Raw genomic sequence first — 19,785 nt, forward strand, 5'->3', positions numbered from 1 at the left:
CGGCGGCGACGCGCCCGGCATCGCGGCATGCTCTTTTGAATCACTCAAAACACGTGTAGAGTCGAGGGCATGGAGACGGAACTCGACTCGGCGTTGCGCGACGCCGGGCTGCGTGCGACTGCGGGCCGCGTCGCCGTTCTCGAGGCTCTCGGCTCCATGGCCCACACGGATGCGGAGCGGGTCTACCGCGCCGTGTCCGACGTGCTTCCGACCACGTCGATCCAGTCGGTGCACAACATCCTCGCGGACCTGACGACGGCGGGCCTCATCCGCCGGATCGAACCGGCAGGCTCCGCGGCGCTGTACGAGCGGCGCATCGACGACAACCACCACCATGTCGTCTGCACCTCCTGCGGTGCGGTCGGCGATGTGGACTGCGTCGTCGGCGAGGCGCCGTGTCTCACCCCGTCCTCGACGGGGGGCTTCACCGTGCAGACAGCTGAAGTCACCTTCTGGGGCCTCTGCCCCAGCTGCCAGAACGCCGCGTAGGCGCATCCACCGATCCCCTCCCCGAGGGTCCGTTCGGCATGTCCGCGCGGAGAAGGAGAAGACCATGACCAACCCCACCGACGCGGGCCGTCCGGCCACGACGACGCAGGCCGGAGCGCCGATCGCGAGCGACACCCACTCGCTGACCGTGGGCCCCGACGGCCCCACCGCGCTGCACGACCACTACCTGGTCGAGAAGCTCGCCTCCTTCAACCGCGAGCGGGTGCCGGAGCGCAACCCGCACGCCAAGGGCGGCGGCGCGTTCGGCGAGTTCGTCGTCACCGAGGACGTCTCGAAGTACACCCGTGCGGCCGTGTTCCAGCCGGGCGCCACCTCGGAGACCCTCCTCCGCTTCTCCTCCGTCGCCGGTGAGCAGGGCTCGCCCGACACCTGGCGCGACGTGCGCGGGTTCTCGCTGCGCTTCTACACGACCGAGGGCAACCTCGACATCGTCGGCAACAACACCCCGACGTTCTTCCTCCGCGACGCCATCAAGTTCCCCGACTTCATCCACTCGCAGAAGCGCCTCGGCGACTCCGGCCTGCGCGACGCGGACATGCAGTGGGACTTCTGGACCCTCTCGCCCGAGAGCGCCCACCAGGTCACCTACCTCATGGGCGAGCGCGGCCTGCCCCGCAGCTGGCGTCACATGAACGGCTACGGCTCCCACACCTACTCGTGGATCAACGCCGAGGGCGAGGTGTTCTGGGTCAAGTACCACTTCATCTCCCACCAGGGCGTCGAGGCGATGAGCCCGGAGGAGGCCGAGCAGCTGGCCGGTTCCGACGCGGACCACTACCGTCGCGACCTGTTCCAGTCGATCGCCGAGGGCGACTTCCCGAAGTGGGACCTGTACGTGCAGATCATGCCGTACGACGAGGCCAAGGACTACCGCTTCAACCCCTTCGACCTCACCAAGACGATCTCGAAGAAGGACTACCCGCGCATCAAGGTCGGCACGCTGACCCTGAACCGCAACCCGGAGAACTTCTTCGCGCAGATCGAGCAGGCCGGCTTCGCGCCGGGGAACCAGGTGCCCGGTACCGGCATCTCCCCCGACAAGATGCTCATGGGCCGGATGTTCGCCTACCCGGACGCCCAGCGTCACCGCATCGGCGCGAACTACAACCAGCTGCCGGTCAACCAGCCGCACGCCGCCGAGACCCGCAACTACCAGCACGAGGGCTCGATGCGGTATCAGTACAACGACGCCGCGCACCGCACCTACCAGCCGAACTCCTTCGGGACCCCCGGTGGCCCCGCGGCCGACCCGGCGAAGGGCATCGAGGTGAACTGGTCGGCGGACGGCGAGCTCACCCGCTCCGCCGCGACGCTGCACGCCGAGGACGACGACTTCGGTCAGGCCGGCACGCTGTACCGCGAGGTCTTCGACGGCCCGCAGCGCGCCCGCTTCCTGGAGGTCCTGACCGGTCAGGGCCGCTCGATCACGGTCGACGCCATCCGCGAGCGCTTCTTCCAGTACTGGACGAACGTGGACGCCGAGCTCGGCGCCGCTCTGCGCGACCGCGTCTGACCCGAGACCCCGGGTTCTCCTCGAAACCCCCTCCCCGCGACACCGCGGGGAGGGGGTTTCGGCGTGTAACCGGGGTCTCGGCGCCAGGGAAGGGAGGAGTGGGGGGAGGATGGTGGGGTGGCTGTTCCCCTCTCCGACCTCACCGAGATGCCCGACCCGCAGCACGTCTACGCGGCGGACGGCACACGACTGGCGACGTACACATGGGGAGAGCTCGACGCCCCCATCGTGGTGACCGTGCACGGCTTCGCCTCGGGCGCGCGCGACAACTGGGTGCTCACCGGCTGGGTGCGCGAGCTGACCAGGGCCGGGTACCGCGTGCTCGCACTCGACCAGCGGGGCCACGGGCAGAGCGACAAGCCGCACGAGTCCGACGCCTACGCCATCCGCAACCTCGTGACCGACGTCGAGACCGTCATGGACACGTACCTCGTCGACGACGCGTTCTACCTCGGCTACTCGCTCGGCGCCCGGGTGGGGTGGGAGGTGGCCCGCGAGCTCCCGCATCGGATCGGCCGGGCGGTCCTGGGCGGGGTCCCCGACGGCATCCCCCTCGCGCGTCTGGACCTCGACCAGGTGCGCGCGTACATCGCGGACGGCACCCCGGTGGAGGAACGCACGACGCAGAACTACATCGCGCTGACCGAGCGGGTGCCCGGGAACGATCTGCGCGCGCTCGTCGCCCTGGCGGAGGGACTTCGGGGCTCCGGCACGATCGATCCCGATCCCGCGGACGCCCCGGTCGTGCCGCTGCTGTTCGCGACGGGATCGAAGGACGCGATCATCGAGGGCTCCCGGGCGCTGGCGGCCGCGGCTCCCGATGCCCGTTTCGTCGAGCTCCCGAACCGCCACCACTTCAACGCCCCCGGCTCCCGCGACTTCAAGGAGGCCGCGCTCGGTTTCTTCGCCGAGTCCTGACCCCGCCGAGACCCCGTCTACGCGCCGAGACCCCCTCCTGCACTCGCGTGCAGGAGGGGGTCTCGGCGGGAAAGCGGGGTCTCGGGGATCAGGCGGTGGCGTCCTCGCGCTTCGGGAGGACCCAGCCGGCGCGGGGGAAGTGGCACGTGTAGCCGTTCGGGTACTTGATCAGGTAATCCTGGTGCTCGGGCTCGGCCTCCCAGAACGGACCGGCGGGCTCGATCGTCGTGACGGCCTTACCCGGCCACAGCCCGGAGGCGTCGACGTCGGCGATCGTGTCGCGCGCGACCTGCTCCTGCTCGGGGGTGAGCGGGAAGATCGCCGACCGGTAGCTCGACCCGATGTCGTTGCCCTGACGGTTCAGGGTCGACGGGTCGTGGATCTGGAAGAAGAACGCCAGGATGTCGCGATAGGTCGTCGCGCTCGGGTCGAAGACGATCTCCACGGCCTCCGCGTGACCGGGGTGGTTGCGGTAGGTCGCGTGGTCGTTCTCCCCGCCGGTGTAGCCCACGCGGGTGTCGATCACCCCGGGCTGGCGGCGGATGAGGTCTTCCATGCCCCAGAAGCAGCCGCCCGCGAGGACGGCCGTCTCGGTCCCGGGGGTGCGGGTGATGGTTCCGGTGTCGGTCATGACTGCTCCTCAGAGATGTGGGTGGTGAAGAGGGGGCTGTAGCGACCGTACCCCTCCTTCTCGAGATCCTCCGCCGGGATGAAGCGGAGGGCCGCCGAGTTCATGCAGTAGCGCAGGCCGCCCTCGGCGCGGGGTCCGTCGTCGAAGACGTGACCCAGGTGGCTGTCGGCGCCGGACGACCGCGCCTCGGTGCGGGTCATCCACAGCGTGCGGTCGGTCTTCGTGGTCACGGCGTCGGCGTCGATCGGGCGCGTGAAGCTCGGCCAGCCGGTGCCGCTGTCGTACTTGTCCCGGGAGGAGAACAGCGGCTGCCCGGAGACGACGTCGACGTAGATGCCGTCGTCGTGATTGTTCCAGTAGGCGTTGCGGAAGGGCGGCTCGGTGGCGTCCTGCTGCGTGACCTCGTACTGCAGGTTCGTGAGACCGCTGACGGCCTCGGGGGTCCTGCCGTAGTCGTTCGACATGAGTGGCTCCTTGTCCGACGCCGCTGGCTGCGGCGTCACTGAGGAGAACCAGGGACGAGCCCGTTTTGGTCCCGCGGGGCTGGGAGCGGGCTGAGAGTTTCTCGCGCTCAGCCCGCGTCTCGGACGACGGCGAGGTTCCGTTCCGCGGTGCGGACGATCTCCGCGACCGTGCGATCCTCCGGCCGTCGCGCGACCTTGAGGCCGAGCCAGGGCACGTCGCCCGCGATGCGGAGCCCCGCGCGGACGTGTGCCGCGTCGAGCAGCGAGGCGGACGCGGGATGGGTCTCCGCGATGGGCAGGTGCGCGTCCACCCAGGCGGGGCCGTACGGGCTCTCGACCGGCGCGGCCCCGGAGAACGCGAGCCCGGTCAGCAGCCCCGAGGCCGCGGCGTCGGCGATCTGCGCGGTCACCGCGTCCGCGTCTCGCAGCTCGATCGCCGACCGCCCCCAGTTGAGCCAGAGGCCGACCGGGGCGTCGGCGGACCGGATGGCCGCGATCTCGGCAGCGAGCGGGAGGAACCCCTTCTCCGGCGTCTGACCGGGAACGGCGGCGTCGCAGTGCTCGATGACGAGCCGGGCTCCGCTCCAGTCGAACGCCGCGACCTCCTCCAGCGACCGGGCGAGCGCGTCCCCGTCTCCCCTCCCGCGGGGCGCGGTGTGCAGCATCACCACCGCGACCGATGGGGCGCTCTCGGCGGTGAGCCGCGCGACGTCGTCCGCCACGCGCCGCAGATCCGCCACCGCCGCGGCTCTCCCCTCCTCCTGCGGCGAGGCGAGTCCGTACGACGGGTCCTCCGCGAGCCGCCGCATCACGAACGGCACCGGGGTGACCGCGAGGGGCACGCCCGGCACATGGCCGAGGAACCAGGACGGGTCGTGCGGATGGACCGCCCCCATCCACGGCACCTCGAGCCCGGCCACCCCGGGGAGCGCGCAGAGCTGCGGCAGCAGCGCGGCCTCCAGCGCCGGATCCCACCGGGCGTGCGCGGGCGACAGCGGATAGGCGCTGAGGAGCACGGGGGTCACGGACGGGCCTCGGCGAGACTCCGCGCGAACCACGACGTGATGGTGGCCGGATGGGTGATGGCCGTGCCGACGCAGACCGCGTAGGCTCCCGCGGCGATCGCGGCGGCGGCGTGCGCCGGGGTGTGGATGCGCCCTTCCGCGACGATCGGGCGGGTGCAGCGTGCCGCGATGAGGCCGATGAGCTCGAGGTCGGGGCCGTCGCCCTTCGGCCGCTCCCCGGTGTAGCCGGACAGGGTCGTGCCGAGGATGTCGGCGCCCGCGGCTTCGGCGGCGATCGCGTCGTCGAGGGAACCGCAGTCGGCCATGATGAGCGCGTCGGAGTGCGCGCGCAGCCCGACGATGGTCTCCGCAAGGGTCCGGCCGTCGGGCCGCGAGCGTCGGGTGCCGTCGATCGCCACGATGTCGGCGCCCGCGTCGGCGACGGCCACGGCATGCTCCAGCGTCGGCGTGATGAAGACGTCGGCATCGCCGTCCTTCCACAGTCCGATGATCGGCACCGGGAGGTCCGCGACCGCCCGGATGTCGTCGATCCCCTGCACGCGGATCCCGGCGGCACCGCCGACGAGGGCGGCGTCGGCGACCTGCGCCATGGTCCGCGGGTCGCGCATCGCCTCCCCGGGGTAGGCCTGACAGGAGACGATCAGGCCGCCGCGCAGGCGTTCGAGGATGGGGGTCGGTGTCATGGTCGCCTCCAGGCGGATGCCGCGGCTCCTCGCAGCGGCGCGTCGTCGCCGAGGGTTCCCGGCAGGATGGGGGTGTCGTGCAGGGCGTCGATGGCGTCCGCGTGGAAGGCCGCCCGCAGGGAGTCCCACCACAGCTCGCCGATGCGCGGCACGCCGCCGGTGACGACGATCCGCTCCGGGTCGAGGAGGGTCGCGGCTCCGGCGAGCGCGCGGCCGACGGCGGCGGCGGAGTCCTGGATGGCGCGGGCGGCGAGCGGGTCCCCCGCGCCGGCCGCGACGGCGACCCCGCGCGCATCGCGCAGCGCCGGGTCGCCGCCGAGCGAGAGGTAGTGCCGGTGCAGGCCGACGCCGGAGCCGAGGGCTTCGAGGTGTCCGTTCCGCCCGCAGGGACAGCGGAGGTGCGCGGCACCCGGGATCGGGAGATGCGCGAGCTCGCCCGCCACGTGATGGGCACCGCGCACCGGACGGCCGTCGAGGATGACGCCCGCGCCGACCCCGGTGCCGACGGCGACCACGAGGGCGCTCGCGGCTCCGGCGGCGGCTCCGTGCCGGTGCTCCCCCGCGGCGTGCGCGTCGACGTCGTTCTGCACGGCGACCGGGGCGTCGGCGGGGAGGCGGTCTGCGAGGGCTTCCCGGATCAGGGCGGCCAGCGGGGTGCCCGGCCAGTCGGCGAAGGTGTCGGTGGCCGACACGATCGTCCCCGTCCGCGCGTCGACCACGCCCGCGGTGCCGATGCCGACGCCGGCGAGCGCTGTCCCGTCGTCGAGCAGTTCCTCCGCGAGCGCGGCGACGGTCGCCACGACGGCGGCGGGTCCCGCGCTCGCGGGAGTCGGCGCCGCGGCGGTGCGCAGCAGCGCGTCCGCCCGATCGGCGAGCGCCGCGGCCGTCTTGGTGCCGCCGATGTCGACGGCGAGGACGACCTCGCGCATCAGACGGCGACCGGAAGCAGACCGAGCTCGTCGAGGATCGTGCGGATGCCGGCGACGGCCTCCGGGGAGAGCGACTCCACCGTGTCGGCCATCGCCGCGTGGTCGATGATGCCGCGCGCGTGCATCGCCGCCTTGAACGCGCCGACGCCGGTGGCGTCGCCGGACAGCCCCTGCGGCTGGAACACGATGTCGAAGAGCCGGTTGATGCGCTCCTGCTCGGCCCGGGCGGTCGCCCAGTCACCGCGCTGCGCGGCCTCCCAGAGGCGCACGTAGCCCGCGGCCTCCACGTTCGCCAGGCCCGGGACGACCCCGGCGGCACCGACGAGGGCCATCGCGTCGACCACGACCTCGTGCCCGGTGAGCAGCTGCAGCGGGCGACCGGCGGCCTCGTTCGCCGCGATCAGTCGGCGGAATCCGACGTCGTCGCCGGAGGAATCCTTCACCCCCTGGATGACGCCCTCCCGGCCGAGCTGCACGAGCAGGTCGATGCCGAGCTTGGAGTGCACCCGCACCGGCACGTCGTAGGCCCAGAGCGGCACGTCGATCGCGGCGGCGATCGTCCGGAAGTGCGCGGCGACCTCGGCCGGGGAGTTCAGCGTGTACAGCGGCGCGGTGGTCACGATCGCCTGCGCGCCCGCGGCGACGAGCCGGCGGGCGGTCTCGATGATGCGCGGGGCCGTGAGCTCGATCGCGCCGGCGATGACGGGCACGCGTCCGGCGTTCGCGGCGACGATGGTCTGCAGCAACTCGACGCGCTGGTCGTCCGTGAAGTACGCCGTCTCCCCGGTGGAGCCGAGCGCGAACAGTCCGGAGACGCCCTCCCCGATCAGGCGCTCGACCAGGCGGGTGAGCGACGCGTGGTCGATCGTCCCGTCGGGGAGCAGCGGGGTGGCGACCGGCGGGACGACGCCGGAGAACGACAGGGCGGGAGCGGGGGAAGGCATAGGTGTTCCGTCTTTTCAGTGGTGGGGTTCGAGCAGCGAGGGCGCGGCGCCCAGCAGCGTGCGGGTGTAGGGGTCGGCGGGGTCGTCGAAGACCCGGGCGGCGTCGCCGTGCTCGACGACGCGGCCCTTGTTCATCACCGCGATCTCGTCGGAGAGGTAGCGGACCGTCTGGATGTCGTGGGAGATGAAGACCATGCCGAGCCCGAGCTGCTGCTTCAGGTCGGTCAGCAGGTTCAGGATCTGCGCGCGCACGGAGACGTCGAGGGCCGAGGTCGGCTCGTCCGCCACGATGACCTGGGGGTCGAGGACGAGGGCCCTGGCGATCGCGACCCGCTGCCGCTGGCCGCCGGAGAGCTGGCTGGGCAGCGCCTCCAGCGCCGACGACGGCAGCCCCACGAGCCCGATGAGGTCGCGCACCTTGCGCTCCCGGCTCGCCGGGGAACCGAGGCGATGCACCTGCAGCGGATCCAGCAGCGCGTCCCGCACCGTCATGCGGGCGTTCAGAGCCGTCGCCGGGTCCTGGAACACCACGGAGAGGATGCGCCCCAGGCGCTTGCGCACCGCGGGGGTGAAGGAGCGCACGGTCTCCCCGTCGAAGACGACCTGACCGCTCGTGGGCTTCTCGAGGCCGATCAGCACCTTCGCGGAGGTGGACTTGCCCGAGCCGGACTCGCCCACGATGCCCAGCGTCTGTCCGCGGCGGACCGTGAGCGAGACCCCGGCGAGCGCGTCGACGTAGTGCGGGCGGAACAACGACGAGCTGCGGGCCCGGTAGCGGACGCGCACGTCCTGCAGCTGGATGACGGGTTCGCTCATCGTCCTGCTCCGATCGGTTCGACGGGCGCATCGTCGGGATGCGCGGAGTAGTAGTGCTCGGTCCCGTCGATGTGCCGCCGCACGGGTTCCACTCCGGCGTACCGGGCGGGGTCCGTCGAGCGCGGCGCGAAGCGGTCGCCCTGCGGGAAGTCCCGCGGGGAGGGGACGACACCGGACACCTGGTGCAGGCGGTCGGAGCCGACCTCGATCGAGAGCACCGCCCCGAGCAGGCCCTGGGTGTACTCGTGGACGGGCTGCGTGAGCACCTCGCGGGTGGTGCCCTGCTCCACGACCTGGCCCGCGTACATCACCGTGATCCGGTGCGAGAGCTCGGCGACGAGGGCGAGGTCGTGCGAGACGAACACCAGCGCGAAGCCGAGCTCGCGCTGCAGCCGCATGAGCAGCTCCACGACCTGGGCCTGCACCGTCACGTCGAGGGCCGTGGTGGGCTCGTCGGCGATCACCAGCCGCGGGTCGCGAGTCAGGGCCATCGCGATGAGCACGCGCTGCCGCTGGCCGCCCGAGAGCTCATGCGGGTACGAGGCGAGCGTGCGCTTCGGATCGAGACCGACGAGCTCCAGCAGCTCCTCGGCCGTGCGGGTGCCGCCGCGGGAGGTGAGCTGCTTCATCTGCGCGCGGATCAACATCGCGGGGTTCAGCGAGCTCAGGGCGTCCTGGTAGATCATCGCGATGTCGTGGCCGCGCAGCGCGTTGCGCTCCTTCGGCGTCATCCGCAGCAGATCCTTCCCGTCGAACAGGATGCGCCCGCGGATGTCGGCCTTCGGATCGAGCAGCCCCATGATCGCCAGCGAGGTGATGGACTTGCCGCACCCCGACTCCCCCACGAGCGACATGGTCTCGCCGGGGCGCACGGTGAAGCTGACGTGGTCGACCACGTCGACGTCGCCGTGGCGCGGGAAGGAGATGCACAGGTCCTGCACCTCGAGCAGCGGCGCGGCGTCTCCCGTGTAGACCAGGCGATCGGTACGGGAGAGTTCGCGGACGCGCAGCTCGGCGAGGCGCTCCGCCAGCGGCATCGTCTCCGCGGTGGGCACGAGCACGTCGGGCACACCGCTGGGCACCGAGAGGTTGACCGCGGTATCGACCGTCGGGATGACGTGGGTGTCGTCCGGGGCGGCGGCCTCCTCCAGGTCGTGCGTCGACTCCTCCGTGTTCGCGGCGTCGGCGGTGATCTTCCTGGCGCGCGGCGAGACCATGGCGTCGGTCATCCCCTCGGAGAGGATGTTGAGGCACAGCACCGTGATCATGATGAGGATGCCGGGGAAGAAGGTCGCCCACCACGCTCCGCTCATGAGCAGGTTGCGGCCCGCGGCGATGACGTTGCCCCACGACGGCTCGGGGTCGGGCACGCCGGCCTGCAGGAACGACAGCGAGGCCTCGAACACGATCGCGTCGGCGACGAGCACGGTCGCGAAGACGAGAACAGGCGCCATCGCATTGCGCGCCACGTGTCGCACGATGATGCGCGGGGTGCCCGCTCCCATCACGCGCACGGCCGAGACGTAGTCCTCCCCGTACTGGTCGAGGATGTTCGCACGGACGATGCGGGTGAGCTGCGGCACGTAGAGGAACGCGATGGTCAGCACCAGCACGGGCAGCGACTTGCCGAACACCGCCACGAACACCGCGGCGAGCGCGATGCCGGGGAACGACATGATCACGTCCATGACGCGCATGAGGGTCTCGGAGATCCACTTCGGCGCGGTCGCGGCGATCGTGCCCAGCACGCAGGCGACGGCGAGGGCGACGAGGGTGGCCCCGAGCCCGATCACGAGGGAGTAGCGGGCCCCGTAGACCAGTCGGGAGAAGATGTCGCGACCCTGCCGGTCGGTGCCGAACCAATGCTCCGCACTCGGCGGCTGCACCGGGGAGCCGGAGGCGAGCGGGTCGTACGGCGAGATCAGCGGAGCGAGGATCGCGGCGAGCGCGATGATCGCGAGCACGGCGAGGCAGATGACCGAGCCGAGGGAGAGGCGGCCCCAGCGGAGGCCGGGGACGGAGAGCCGTTCCGTGAGTCTGCGTCGCATGTCACACCGCCCGGATTCGAGGATTGATGAGCACGTACAGGAGGTCGACGATGATGTTGATCACGACGAACGCGAGCGCGACCGCGAGCGTCACGCCCTGCACGAGGTTGGGTTCGTTGTTGGTGACCCCGTTGAGGATGAGGGTGCCCATCCCGGGGATCGCGAAGATGATCTCGATCACCACGGCGCCGCCGAGCAGGTACCCGATGCGGAGACCCAGCACGGTCACGGGGGTGATCAGCGCGTTGCGCAGCACGTTGCGGCCGACGACGATCACCCGCGGAATGCCGGCACCGAGGGCGGTGCGCACGTAGTCGCGGTCGAGCTCCTCGACCATCGAGGTGCGCACGACCCGGGAGAGCTGCCCGATCACGGGCACCGCGAGCGCGATCGCGGGAAGAGTCATCCGGGCGAGCCACCCGGACGGGTCGTCGGCGAAGGTCGGCAGCGGGCCCGAGGCCGGCAGCACGCCGAGCGCCAGGGTGAACACCTGGATGAGGAGGATCGCGAGCCAGAAGGAGGGCGTGGACAGCGCGGCGACGCCGAAGACGCGGATGACCTGGTCGGGCCAGCGGTCGCGGTAGACCGCGGCGAGGACGCCGATCACGAACGCCACGACCACCGCGATCACGAGCCCGAGGAAGGTCAGGGCCAGCGTCACCGGGAAGGCCCGGGCGACCTCGTCGACCACCGGCAGGCTGCGGGCGGAGTAGGTGCCCAGGTCGCCCTGGACGAGGCCGAACAGGAAGTTCACGTAGCGGACGAACAGCGGGAGGTTCAGTCCGTGGTCTTCGCGGTACGCCTCCAGCGCTTCGGGGGACGCGGTCTCGCCGAGCGCGGTGCGTGCCGGGTCGACGGGCGAGAAGGACATCACGAAGAAGACCAGGAACGTGATGCCGAGGATCATCAGCGGCAACTGCAGCAGTCGCCGGCCGACGAGGCGGAGCGTGTGGGACACGTGCCGCTCCTTCCGGGGGTGGGGTGGCGGGGGCGCGCCCTTCGGGCGAGCGCGCCCCCGCACTGTCGGGCAGGTGCTACTTCGCGGCCACGCCGACGTCGAGGAACGACAGTCCGGTCGTGGGGACCGGCTGGAAGCCGACCAGCTCCTGCGAGCTCCAGGCGGTGGGCAGCTTGCGGTGGAACAGCGGGTACAGCACGGCCTGGTCGGAGATCAGGTCGTACGCCTGGTTCCAGGACTCCTGCTGCTCCTCGCCCTCCTGGGTGACGGCGGTGTCGAGCAGCGTGCGCAGCTCGGCGTACTCCGGGGAGTCGGCCCAGGCGGTGCGCGTCTGGGTCCAGACGTTCTCGCCGTACCACCAGTTCATGAGCAGGTCGGGGTCGACGCCGAACACCGACGGGTCACCGGGGGCGATGGCGACGGTGTAGTCGCCGGAGTCGACCTTCTCGTACATCGACGCCGACTGGCTGATGTCGAGGGTGGTGTCGATGCCGATCGCGTCGAGGGACTCCTTGATGAGCGGGGCCACCTCCTTCACCCATCCGGTGTCGGTCATGCGCAGCGTGATCGCGAGGTCGGAGACCCCGGCCTCCGCCAGCAGCTCCTCCGCCTTCTCCGGGTCGTACGAATAGACCGTGGAGGCCTCGTGGTAGTTCGGGTAGTCCTCGGGAAGGAACGACGTGGCCGGGGTGGCGTTGCCGAGCATGCCGGTCTCGATGATCTTGTCCATGTCGAGCGCGTAGTGCAGGGCCTGGCGGACGCGGACGTCGTCGAACGGCTCGGCCTTCGTGTTGAACATCATGAAGAGGAGGCCGAACGACTGCACGCTCTCGACCTCGGCCGAGGCGGCCAGCCCGTCGGCGTCGATGTAGGGCACGTCCTCGATCGCCTGCACCGTGCCGGTCGACATCGCGGTGACGCGGGCGGAGGCGTCGGCGAGGAGGTTCCAGTTCATGCCCGCGGCGAGCGCGGGACGCGGGCCGTTGTAGTCGTCGTACCGCTCGAAGACGATCTTGTCCTCGGGAACGGCGGAGACGAGCGCGTACGGACCGGAGCCGATCGGGTTCGCGCCGAACTCCTCGGGATCGGCCTCGACCACGGCCTTCGGCACGATCTTGACGACGCCGAGACGGTCGTCGATGAGGGAGAACGGGTAGTCGGTGGTGATCCGGACGGTGTCCTCGTCGACGGCCGTGACCGTGTCGATGAACTCGACGAACGAGCGGAACAGGGAGTTGTTCGCGGGGTCGAGGACGCGCTCGTAGCTGAAGACCACGTCGTCGGCGGTGACCGGGTCTCCGTTCTGGAACGTCGCGCCTTCGCGGAGGTCGATGTCGTAGGTCGTCTCGTCGACCTGCGTCGGGAAGTCGGCGGCGAGGGCGGGGGCGGGCTCCTGCGTGACGGGGTCGAGGTCGATGAGTCCCTCGAAGACGTGCCAGTTCGCCGAGACCGTCACGGCGCCGGAGGCGACCATCGGGTCGAAGCTGCCGTTCAGGGTGTACGAGATCCCGGCCTCGATGATGGCGTCCGGGTCGATGTCGCTCGCGGCGGGACTCTCGGCGGTGCTGGCGGCGCCGCCGCCGCAGCCGGCGAGGGCGAGGGACGCGGCGACCGTGCCGGCGACCGCCATCGCGAGACGACCCGCGCGGCGGCGAGTGCTGTGTCGGTTCATGTGTGCTCCAGGTGGTGGGGGGCGACGTCTTGAGGACATCTGACGTCTGATGTACTCTAAACACACGTTCGACCGGATCACAAGAGTGAGAGGATCGGAGCGTTTCCGGCAGGCAGGAGAGGGACCCTATGAAGTCCACCACGGGGAGGGCGTCGCGGATGCGGCGAGCCACGACGGCGGATCAGATCAAGCAGCTCATCCTCACGCGCGGACTCACCCCCGGCGACCCGCTGCCGACCGAGGCCGAGCTCTGCGAGGAGCTCGACGTGTCGCGCTCCTCGGTCCGTGAGGCGATCCGCACGCTCTCCACCCTCGACATCGTCGACGTCCGGCACGGACACGGCACCTACGTGGGTCCGATGTCGCTGGACCCGATGGTCGAGGCGCTCGTCTTCCGGGGCGTGCTGTCCCCCGAGGGGTCGCTGCAGGCCCTGCGCGAGGTCGTCGAGGTGCGCCTCGCGCTCGACCTCTCCATGGCCGAGCGCGTGGTCGAGGCCGCTCAGGCGCAGGCGGACCCGGAGCTCGACGAGCTCGTCGCCGAGATGGTCGACAAGGCCGGCCGCGGCGAGTACTTCCTCGACGAGGACAGGGCGTTCCACACCCGCCTCTTCGGCGCCATCGACAACCGCCTGGTCGGCCAGCTCGTCGGCGCGTTCTGGGACGTGCACACCGCCGTGCTCCCGCAGCTCGGCATCGCGCAGCCCGACGACATCCACAAGACCGCCAAGGCGCACGGTGACATGCTGGACGCCGCGCGCTCCGGCGACGTCGAGCGCTACCGCCAGGCCGTCATCGAGCACTACCAGCCGCTGCAGCGGGTGCTGGCGACCGCGGAGGACGTGCGGGCCTGAGCCCGGGAGTCGGTAGTCTGACTTTCCCACCACGGAAAGAGGACCCGCATGTCCGTTGGACTGCTCGCCGTCGTCGACGACATCCTGAGCGCCGCGATGAAGGCGTCGGCGAAGGCCGCCGGAGTCGTCATCGACGACGCCGCCGTGACCCCGCAGTACGTGCAGGGCCTCACCCCGGCCCGCGAGCTCCCCGTGGTCGGCAAGATCGCCCTCGGGTCGCTGGTGAACAAGTTCGTCATCATCATCCCGATCGCGCTGCTACTCACGGCCTTCGCGCCGTGGGTGCTGCCCTACCTGCTGATCCTCGGCGGCTCGTACCTGTGCTTCGAGGGCGCGGAGAAGGTGCTGGAGTGGTTCGGCGTGCAGCACGGCCACGCCGACGAGGGCGCCCGCGACGAGAGGAAGCTCGTGCTCGGCGCCGTCCGCACCGACCTCATCCTCTCGACCGAGATCATGCTCATCTCCCTCGCCAGTCTCGACAAGGGACTCGGCATCTGGTCCACCCTGGCGATCCTCGCGGTGATCGCGCTGGTCATGACAGTGGCGGTGTACGGGGCCGTGGCGCTCCTGGTGAAGATCGACGACATCGGCCTGAAGATGGCGAAGAACCCCGCACAGCGCGTGCGGCACACCGGCACCCGGATCGTCCGGTCCATGCCCGCGGTCTTCCGCTTCATCAGCGTGCTCGGCACCGTCGCGATGCTGTGGGTCGGCGGGCACCTCGTCCTCATCAACCTCGGCGAGGTCGGGCTGCACGCTCCGGCCGATGTTCTCCACGCGGTCGAGCACGCGCTGGAGCCCCTCGGCGGCTTCGTGGTGTGGGTGGTCGACACGATCATCTCCGCGATCGCCGGTCTCGTCTGGGGCCTCGTGATCGTCGGCGTCGTCCTCGGCATCGCGAAGCTGTTCGGCAGGAAGCCGAGCTTCCACGAGGGCGAGGCCTCTCCCGCCGACATCCGCGTCTGACGATGACCGCCGTGCACCTCAGGCCCGCCGAGAGCGCCGACCTCGACACGATCACCGAGATCCACAACCACGCCGTCCTGCACACGACCGCGATCTGGAACGAGGAAGCCGTGGATCGCGCCGACCGGGAGGCGTGGCTCGCCGACCGGACCGCGCGCGGCTGTCCCGTCATCGTCGCCGCCGACGAGAGCGGCGTCGTGGGCTATGCGTCCTACGCCCAGTGGCGCCCGCACAGCGGCTACCGCCTCACCGTGGAGCACTCCGTCTACGTGCGCGGCGATCAGCGCGGACGCGGCATCGGCACGCTCCTCATGATCGAGCTCATCGCCCGGGCCCGGGCAGCCGGGATGCACGTGATGATCGGCGGTGTGGAGAGTGGCAACACCGCCTCCCTCGCCCTCCACGAACGCCTCGGATTCCGGGAGGTGGGCCGCATGCCCCAGGTCGGCGCGAAGTTCGGCCGCTGGCTCGACCTCAGCATGCTGCAGCTCGTGCTCGACGAGCGCCCCACCCCCGACGCGGTGCTCTAGCGATGGGCTTCCTGCAGTGGCTCGTCGACGCCTTCTCCTCGTCCTGGGTGCTTCCGGGTGGGCAGACGCTCCTGGTGCGTGAGGTCGTCGGGAACGCGTTCGGACTCGCGAGCGCCCTCGGCGGCATGCGGCGCAAGGTCTGGGCGTGGCCGATCGGCATCGTCGGCAACCTCCTGCTGCTCACGGTGTTCCTCGGCTCCGCACTGAGCCCCGACCCGTCGCTCCCGCATCTCCTCGGTCAGGCCGGGCGGCAGATCATGTTCATCGCCGTCGCGATCTATGGATGGATCCGCTGGCGGAATGCCGACGGCGGTCGCATAGTGCCGCGGTGGGCGCCGACCGGGGCCCGCATCGGTCTGGTCGTGGTCCTCGTCGTCGGAACCGTGGCGCTCACCCCCCTGTTCCGCGCCCTGGGTTCGTGGGAACCTGTCTGGGCCGACGCCTGGACCTTCGTCGGGTCGCTGCTGGCGACGTACGGCATGGCGAAGGGCTGGACCGAGTTCTGGCTCATCTGGATCGCCGTGGACGTGGTGGGGGTGCCGCTGCTGTTCAGCTCCGGCTACTACGCGACCGGCCTCATGTACGTGTTCTACGGCGTCTTCACGGCGGTCGGGTTCGTGATCTGGTGGCGAGCGCAGCGACAGGCCGCACGCCCGATCGAGATCCTCCCTCCCGACCCGAGCCCCCGTCGTCCGGACGACGAGGGCTGAGCCACACCACGGATTGTTTCCGTGCGTGTCGATCCCGCTCGCCCCGGCCCCGTCCGGTCCCGTTTCATGGGGGCATGACCCGGCAGATCCGCTTCAACGCGTTCGACATGAACTGCGTCGCCCACCAGTCGTCCGGCCTCTGGCGGCATCCGGAAGACCGCTCGCGGCAGTACAACACCCTGTCGTACTGGACCGACCTGGCGAAGCTGCTGGAGAGCGCGACCTTCGATGGCATCTTCATCGCCGACGTCCTGGGCACCTACGACGTCTACGGCGGCACGAACGAGGCCGCCATCCGCAACGGCGCCCAGGTGCCGGTGAACGACCCGATCCTCCTGGTCAGCGCGATGGCCGCGGTGACCGAGCATCTGGGGTTCGGCGTCACGGCCGGCACCGCGTTCGAGCACCCCTACCCATTCGCTCGACGACTCAGCACGCTCGACCACCTCACGCAGGGCCGCGTCGGCTGGAACGTCGTGACCGGCTATCTGCCCAGCGCCGCGCGGAACATGGGCCAGGAGGACCAGCTCGCCCACGACGACCGCTACGACCACGCGGACGAGTACGTCGAGGTGCTCTACAAGCTCTGGGAGGGGTCGTGGGAGGACGACGCGGTGGTGGAGGACCGCGAGCGCGGCATCTTCACCGACCCGTCGAAGGTGCACCCGATCCGGCACGAGGGCAAGCACTTCTCCGTACCCGGCATCCACATCTCGGAGCCGTCGCCGCAGCGCACCCCGGTGATCTACCAGGCCGGCGCCAGCCCGCGCGGGGTGCGGTTCGCGGCGGAGAACGCCGAGGCCATCTTCGTCGCGGCGCCCTCGAAGGAGGTGCTTGCCGGGACGGTGAAGCGCATCCGCGACGCCCTCGAGGCCGCGGGGCGCGACCGCTACGACGCCCGCATCTACACGCTGCTCACGGTGATCACCGCGGCGACGAGCGAGGAGGCGGCCGCGAAGCACGCCGAGTACCTCTCCTACGCGAGCCCGGAGGGCGCGCTCACCTTCATGTCGGGGTGGATGGGCGTCGACCTGTCGCAATACGCCGAGGATGAGCCGGTCGGGAACGTCGAGTCGAACGCGATCCAGTCCGTGCTGCAGCACCTCAAGGAGGAGGCCGACCTCGGTCGCGAGTGGACGGTGGGCGACTTCGGCCGCCACAACGCGATCGGCGGGCTCGGCCCGACGATCGTCGGCTCCGGGGTCGAGATCGCCGACGAGCTGCAGTCCTGGGTCGAGCAGACCGACATCGACGGCTTCAACCTCGCGTACGCGGTCACTCCCGGCACCTGGCAGGACGTCATCGAGCACGTCATCCCGGTGCTGCGGGAGCGCGGCGCCTACCCCGAGGAGTATGTGCCCGGCACGCTCCGCCACAAGCTGCACGGCCGCGGCGACCGGGTCCAGCCCACGCACCGCGCCGCCCGGTACCGCCTCTGACCCCGTTCAAGTCGCCCACTTTGCTGCAAAACCGGCCGTTTTGCCGCAAAGTGAGCGATTCGAAGGCAGGTCAGTCGGCGTCGCGAGTGAAGAGGCTCCGCAGCACGAGGAAGACCACCACGGCCACGACAGCGACGATGGCGAGCTTCGCGATGAACCAGAGCACCGAGAACAGCGCGCTGACGATCCACCACGCGATCACGACGGCGAGGATGACGCCGAGGACGGTCCAGAGGTTCTTGGTCATGCCTCCAGCCTACGGAGTCGACGCTGCGGGAATCTCCGCGAGCGATCGGTAGACGGGCAGCCCGAGCTCGTGGGCGATCTCGACGTCCTTGTCCGCGCCCGACGATTCCCCCGGCAGCCGGAGCACCGCGTCGCAGTGCAGGAGCAGTCGGCGGGCGGTCTCGTACATGACGTCGCCCTCGCCGGAGTCGGCGGGCTCGAGGGTGCGGAGGACCGGGAGCGCGACCCACTCCCCGATCATCGGCACGTGGCCGAGGCGGAAGATCGGACCGGACGCCTCCTCCAGGCACGCGAGATTGCGAGCGATCAGGGCGGCGTCGCCGTTCGTGCCGGAACGGTAAGGACCGGCGATCAGGATCAGGAGTGGCTTCATCATGGAGATGACTGTAGTCTGAATCGTGCATAAACGTGCAACTTCGTGAGGAAACGTATGCTCGCTGCTCAGCGCAAGGACCACCTGCTCGCCGTGCTCGCCCGCGAGGGACGGGTCGTGGCGAAGGCTGCGGCCGATGAACTCGGAGTCTCGGAGGACGCCATCCGCCGCGACCTCCGCGAGCTCGCCGAGGAGGGCAGGCTCCAGCGCGTGTACGGCGGGGCGCTGCCCATCGCCGCGGCCGATCGCCCGGTGCGGGAGCGCCACGATCTGGCGACCGAGAGCAAGGAGCGGGTCGCCCGCCAGGCGGTCACGACCATCCTCCCCGGATCGACGATCGTGCTGGATGCCGGCACCACCACGCTCGCGATGGCGCGACTGCTTCCCTCCGGCACCGACATCACGGTCATCACCCCGAGTCCTGCCGTCGCGCTGGCCGTCGCCGAGCACTCGGATGCGCGCGTGATCATGATCGGCGGCGAGCTCACCCGGCACTCCCTCGTCGCCAGCGGAGGACTCGCGATGGAGGCGATCCAGCACCTCGCTGCCGACGTGTTCTTCGTCGGCGTCACGGGCGTCGACCCCCGACACGGTCTCACGACGGGCGAGCTCGATGATGCGGTCACCAAGCGGGCGATCGCCTCCCGATGCGCCGCGACCGTCGTGCTGGCCAGCGACGAGAAGATCGGCGCCGCTTCGCGCTACCCGGTGTTGCCGTTCGACGCGGTCGCCGCGGTCATCACCGACCCGCTCGACGAGAATCCGCTGATCCAGGATGTGCTGGCGCAGATCCCGGCGCGGGCGTGAGCGACGAACCCGCCTCCTCCGCGAGGCGTTCCGTCAGCAGGGCGTGCAGGTGACCTGCCGCCGCGAGAAGCGCGACGCTGCGGCGCGTGAGGTCGGCCAGCCGCTCCGCGAGGATGCGGTGAACTTCTTCGGTGTCACCATGCGCGCGCACCTCGTCGATGATCCGGGAGACCGCGGGGATGCCGTAGCCGCCCGAACGCAGAGCGGCGGCGATCCGGGCCTCGGTGATCGCGAGGGAGTCATAGGAGCGCACCGATCCCGCACGACGACGGGGGCGCACGAGCCCTTCTCGCTCCCAGTGCCGCAGCGCGGAGGACCGGACGCCGAGCGCCTGGGCGAGTTCGCCGATGGCCATCGCATCGTCCTCGACGAACGGGTCGTCGGCCTCCGCCACCGCGTCCTCGAGTCCGCGCAGGGCCGCGCGCACCCGTGAGCGTTCGAGGGCGAGATCCGCGTGCAGAGTGTCGATCTCCTCCGCCGCCTGCTCGACCGATCCGCCGATGAGAGCGGGCATCAGTCGACGCGCGGGCACCGGACCGAGCGCCGTCGCCAACGCGCGATAGGCGCGCAGCGCCAGGGCATGCGACGTCCGATACCGCCGGTACCCGTTCGCACCGCGCTCGGCGGCGGGGAGGACACCGAGGCGCTCGAGGTCGCGCACCTGCTGCGTCGAGTAGTCGACCAGCCGTCCGAGCGCCACAGTGGTCATCACCTGCTCTTGAGGGTTCTGCACGCGGTTCCTCGTCTTTCCG

Annotated in this window: 22 protein-coding genes; 9 read left to right on the forward strand and 13 right to left on the reverse strand. The window is 70.7% G+C overall.

All coding sequences use genetic code 11. From position 1 onward, the window contains the following. The first annotated feature begins 69 nt into the window (after window positions 1–69). From ACFU8V_RS02150 to ACFU8V_RS02160, 3 genes are all read left to right on the forward strand, one after another. Window positions 70–489: a Fur family transcriptional regulator gene (locus ACFU8V_RS02150; protein ID WP_025102779.1), complete on the forward strand. Its 420-nt coding sequence runs from the start codon at window positions 70–72 to the stop codon at window positions 487–489. A 64-nt stretch (window positions 490–553) separates the two neighbouring features. Next, window positions 554–2,023 (forward strand): catalase, encoded by a 1,470-nt coding sequence (locus ACFU8V_RS02155; RefSeq protein ID WP_025102780.1) that lies wholly within the window; start codon window positions 554–556, stop codon window positions 2,021–2,023. Between the two features lie 117 nt (window positions 2,024–2,140). After that, on the forward strand, window positions 2,141–2,941 hold the full coding sequence (locus tag ACFU8V_RS02160; RefSeq protein ID WP_378868653.1) for an alpha/beta fold hydrolase: 801 nt from the start codon (window positions 2,141–2,143) through the stop codon (window positions 2,939–2,941). Window positions 2,942–3,029: 88 nt separating this feature from the next. Here ACFU8V_RS02160 and msrA read toward each other — a convergent pair whose 3' ends face one another. The 10 genes from msrA to ACFU8V_RS02210 all read right to left on the reverse strand — a co-directional run bounded on the left by msrA (window position 3,030) and on the right by ACFU8V_RS02210 (window position 13,111). Continuing rightward, the gene (msrA, locus tag ACFU8V_RS02165) at window positions 3,030–3,572 is read right to left on the reverse strand and encodes a peptide-methionine (S)-S-oxide reductase MsrA (protein ID WP_025102782.1); all 543 of its coding nucleotides are present in this window, start codon (window positions 3,570–3,572) and stop codon (window positions 3,030–3,032) included. Beyond that, window positions 3,569–4,036: a peptide-methionine (R)-S-oxide reductase MsrB gene (gene msrB, locus ACFU8V_RS02170; protein WP_126894629.1), complete on the reverse strand. Its 468-nt coding sequence runs from the start codon at window positions 4,034–4,036 to the stop codon at window positions 3,569–3,571. Before msrB ends, msrA begins: the two co-directional genes overlap by 4 nt. 107 nt (window positions 4,037–4,143) lie before the next feature. Next, window positions 4,144–5,061 carry a DUF4862 family protein gene (locus ACFU8V_RS02175; RefSeq protein WP_161973081.1) on the reverse strand — a complete coding sequence of 306 codons (918 nt, stop codon included), beginning with the start codon at window positions 5,059–5,061 and terminating at the stop codon, window positions 4,144–4,146. Further along, complete coding sequence (locus ACFU8V_RS02180) at window positions 5,058–5,744, reverse strand: N-acetylmannosamine-6-phosphate 2-epimerase (protein WP_378868658.1); 687 nt, start codon at window positions 5,742–5,744, stop codon at window positions 5,058–5,060. Before ACFU8V_RS02180 ends, ACFU8V_RS02175 begins: the two co-directional genes overlap by 4 nt. Next, on the reverse strand, window positions 5,741–6,673 hold the full coding sequence (locus tag ACFU8V_RS02185; RefSeq protein ID WP_378868661.1) for an ROK family protein: 933 nt from the start codon (window positions 6,671–6,673) through the stop codon (window positions 5,741–5,743). Before ACFU8V_RS02185 ends, ACFU8V_RS02180 begins: the two co-directional genes overlap by 4 nt. Continuing rightward, window positions 6,673–7,617 carry a dihydrodipicolinate synthase family protein gene (locus ACFU8V_RS02190; protein ID WP_025102787.1) on the reverse strand — a complete coding sequence of 315 codons (945 nt, stop codon included), beginning with the start codon at window positions 7,615–7,617 and terminating at the stop codon, window positions 6,673–6,675. The genes ACFU8V_RS02185 and ACFU8V_RS02190 overlap by 1 nt, the downstream gene beginning before the upstream one ends. Before the next feature lie 15 nt (window positions 7,618–7,632). Further along, entirely contained in the window at window positions 7,633–8,433 is an 801-nt protein-coding gene (locus ACFU8V_RS02195; protein ID WP_062637826.1) for an ABC transporter ATP-binding protein, read from the reverse strand. Continuing rightward, complete coding sequence (locus ACFU8V_RS02200) at window positions 8,430–10,481, reverse strand: dipeptide/oligopeptide/nickel ABC transporter permease/ATP-binding protein (protein WP_378868665.1); 2,052 nt, start codon at window positions 10,479–10,481, stop codon at window positions 8,430–8,432. The genes ACFU8V_RS02195 and ACFU8V_RS02200 overlap by 4 nt, the downstream gene beginning before the upstream one ends. Window position 10,482: 1 nt before the next feature. Next, window positions 10,483–11,439, reverse strand: coding sequence for an ABC transporter permease (locus tag ACFU8V_RS02205; protein ID WP_062765778.1), 957 nt, complete (start codon window positions 11,437–11,439; stop codon window positions 10,483–10,485). Between the two features lie 76 nt (window positions 11,440–11,515). Beyond that, window positions 11,516–13,111 (reverse strand): ABC transporter substrate-binding protein, encoded by a 1,596-nt coding sequence (locus ACFU8V_RS02210; protein ID WP_062765784.1) that lies wholly within the window; start codon window positions 13,109–13,111, stop codon window positions 11,516–11,518. 128 nt (window positions 13,112–13,239) lie between these two features. Here ACFU8V_RS02210 and ACFU8V_RS02215 point away from each other — a divergent pair, with 128 nt between their 5' ends. The 5 genes from ACFU8V_RS02215 (at window position 13,240) to ACFU8V_RS02235 (ending at window position 17,607) form a co-directional block, all read left to right on the forward strand. Beyond that, window positions 13,240–13,962 (forward strand): FadR/GntR family transcriptional regulator, encoded by a 723-nt coding sequence (locus ACFU8V_RS02215; protein ID WP_060923475.1) that lies wholly within the window; start codon window positions 13,240–13,242, stop codon window positions 13,960–13,962. Window positions 13,963–14,010: 48 nt separating this feature from the next. Then, window positions 14,011–14,928 (forward strand): DUF808 domain-containing protein, encoded by a 918-nt coding sequence (locus ACFU8V_RS02220; RefSeq protein ID WP_062765786.1) that lies wholly within the window; start codon window positions 14,011–14,013, stop codon window positions 14,926–14,928. 2 nt (window positions 14,929–14,930) lie between these two features. Then, a complete protein-coding gene (locus ACFU8V_RS02225) occupies window positions 14,931–15,458 on the forward strand; it encodes a GNAT family N-acetyltransferase (protein WP_126894527.1) in 528 nt (175 codons plus the stop codon). Window positions 15,459–15,460: 2 nt separating this feature from the next. After that, a complete protein-coding gene (gene pnuC / locus ACFU8V_RS02230) occupies window positions 15,461–16,168 on the forward strand; it encodes a nicotinamide riboside transporter PnuC (RefSeq protein ID WP_249521173.1) in 708 nt (235 codons plus the stop codon). 74 nt (window positions 16,169–16,242) lie between these two features. Beyond that, entirely contained in the window at window positions 16,243–17,607 is a 1,365-nt protein-coding gene (locus tag ACFU8V_RS02235) for an LLM class flavin-dependent oxidoreductase (protein ID WP_378868672.1), read from the forward strand. Between the two features lie 70 nt (window positions 17,608–17,677). Here the strand turns inward: ACFU8V_RS02235 and ACFU8V_RS02240 are convergent, their stop codons facing one another. Both ACFU8V_RS02240 and ACFU8V_RS02245 read right to left on the reverse strand, forming a co-directional pair. Then, window positions 17,678–17,854, reverse strand: coding sequence for a hypothetical protein (locus ACFU8V_RS02240; RefSeq protein ID WP_172400073.1), 177 nt, complete (start codon window positions 17,852–17,854; stop codon window positions 17,678–17,680). Window positions 17,855–17,863: 9 nt separating this feature from the next. Then, entirely contained in the window at window positions 17,864–18,229 is a 366-nt protein-coding gene (locus ACFU8V_RS02245) for a DUF4406 domain-containing protein (RefSeq protein ID WP_378868675.1), read from the reverse strand. 54 nt (window positions 18,230–18,283) lie between these two features. Between ACFU8V_RS02245 and ACFU8V_RS02250 the strand changes: the two genes are divergently transcribed. Next, window positions 18,284–19,033 (forward strand): DeoR/GlpR family DNA-binding transcription regulator, encoded by a 750-nt coding sequence (locus ACFU8V_RS02250; RefSeq protein WP_378868677.1) that lies wholly within the window; start codon window positions 18,284–18,286, stop codon window positions 19,031–19,033. Here the strand turns inward: ACFU8V_RS02250 and ACFU8V_RS02255 are convergent. Continuing rightward, entirely contained in the window at window positions 18,966–19,742 is a 777-nt protein-coding gene (locus ACFU8V_RS02255) for a MerR family transcriptional regulator (protein WP_378868680.1), read from the reverse strand. The two genes, ACFU8V_RS02250 and ACFU8V_RS02255, sit on opposite strands and share 68 nt — an antisense overlap. Window positions 19,743–19,785: the final 43 nt, after the last annotated feature.

It is taken from the genome of Microbacterium sp. NPDC057658, from assembly GCF_042799975.1.
Lineage (GTDB): Bacteria > Actinomycetota > Actinomycetes > Actinomycetales > Microbacteriaceae > Microbacterium.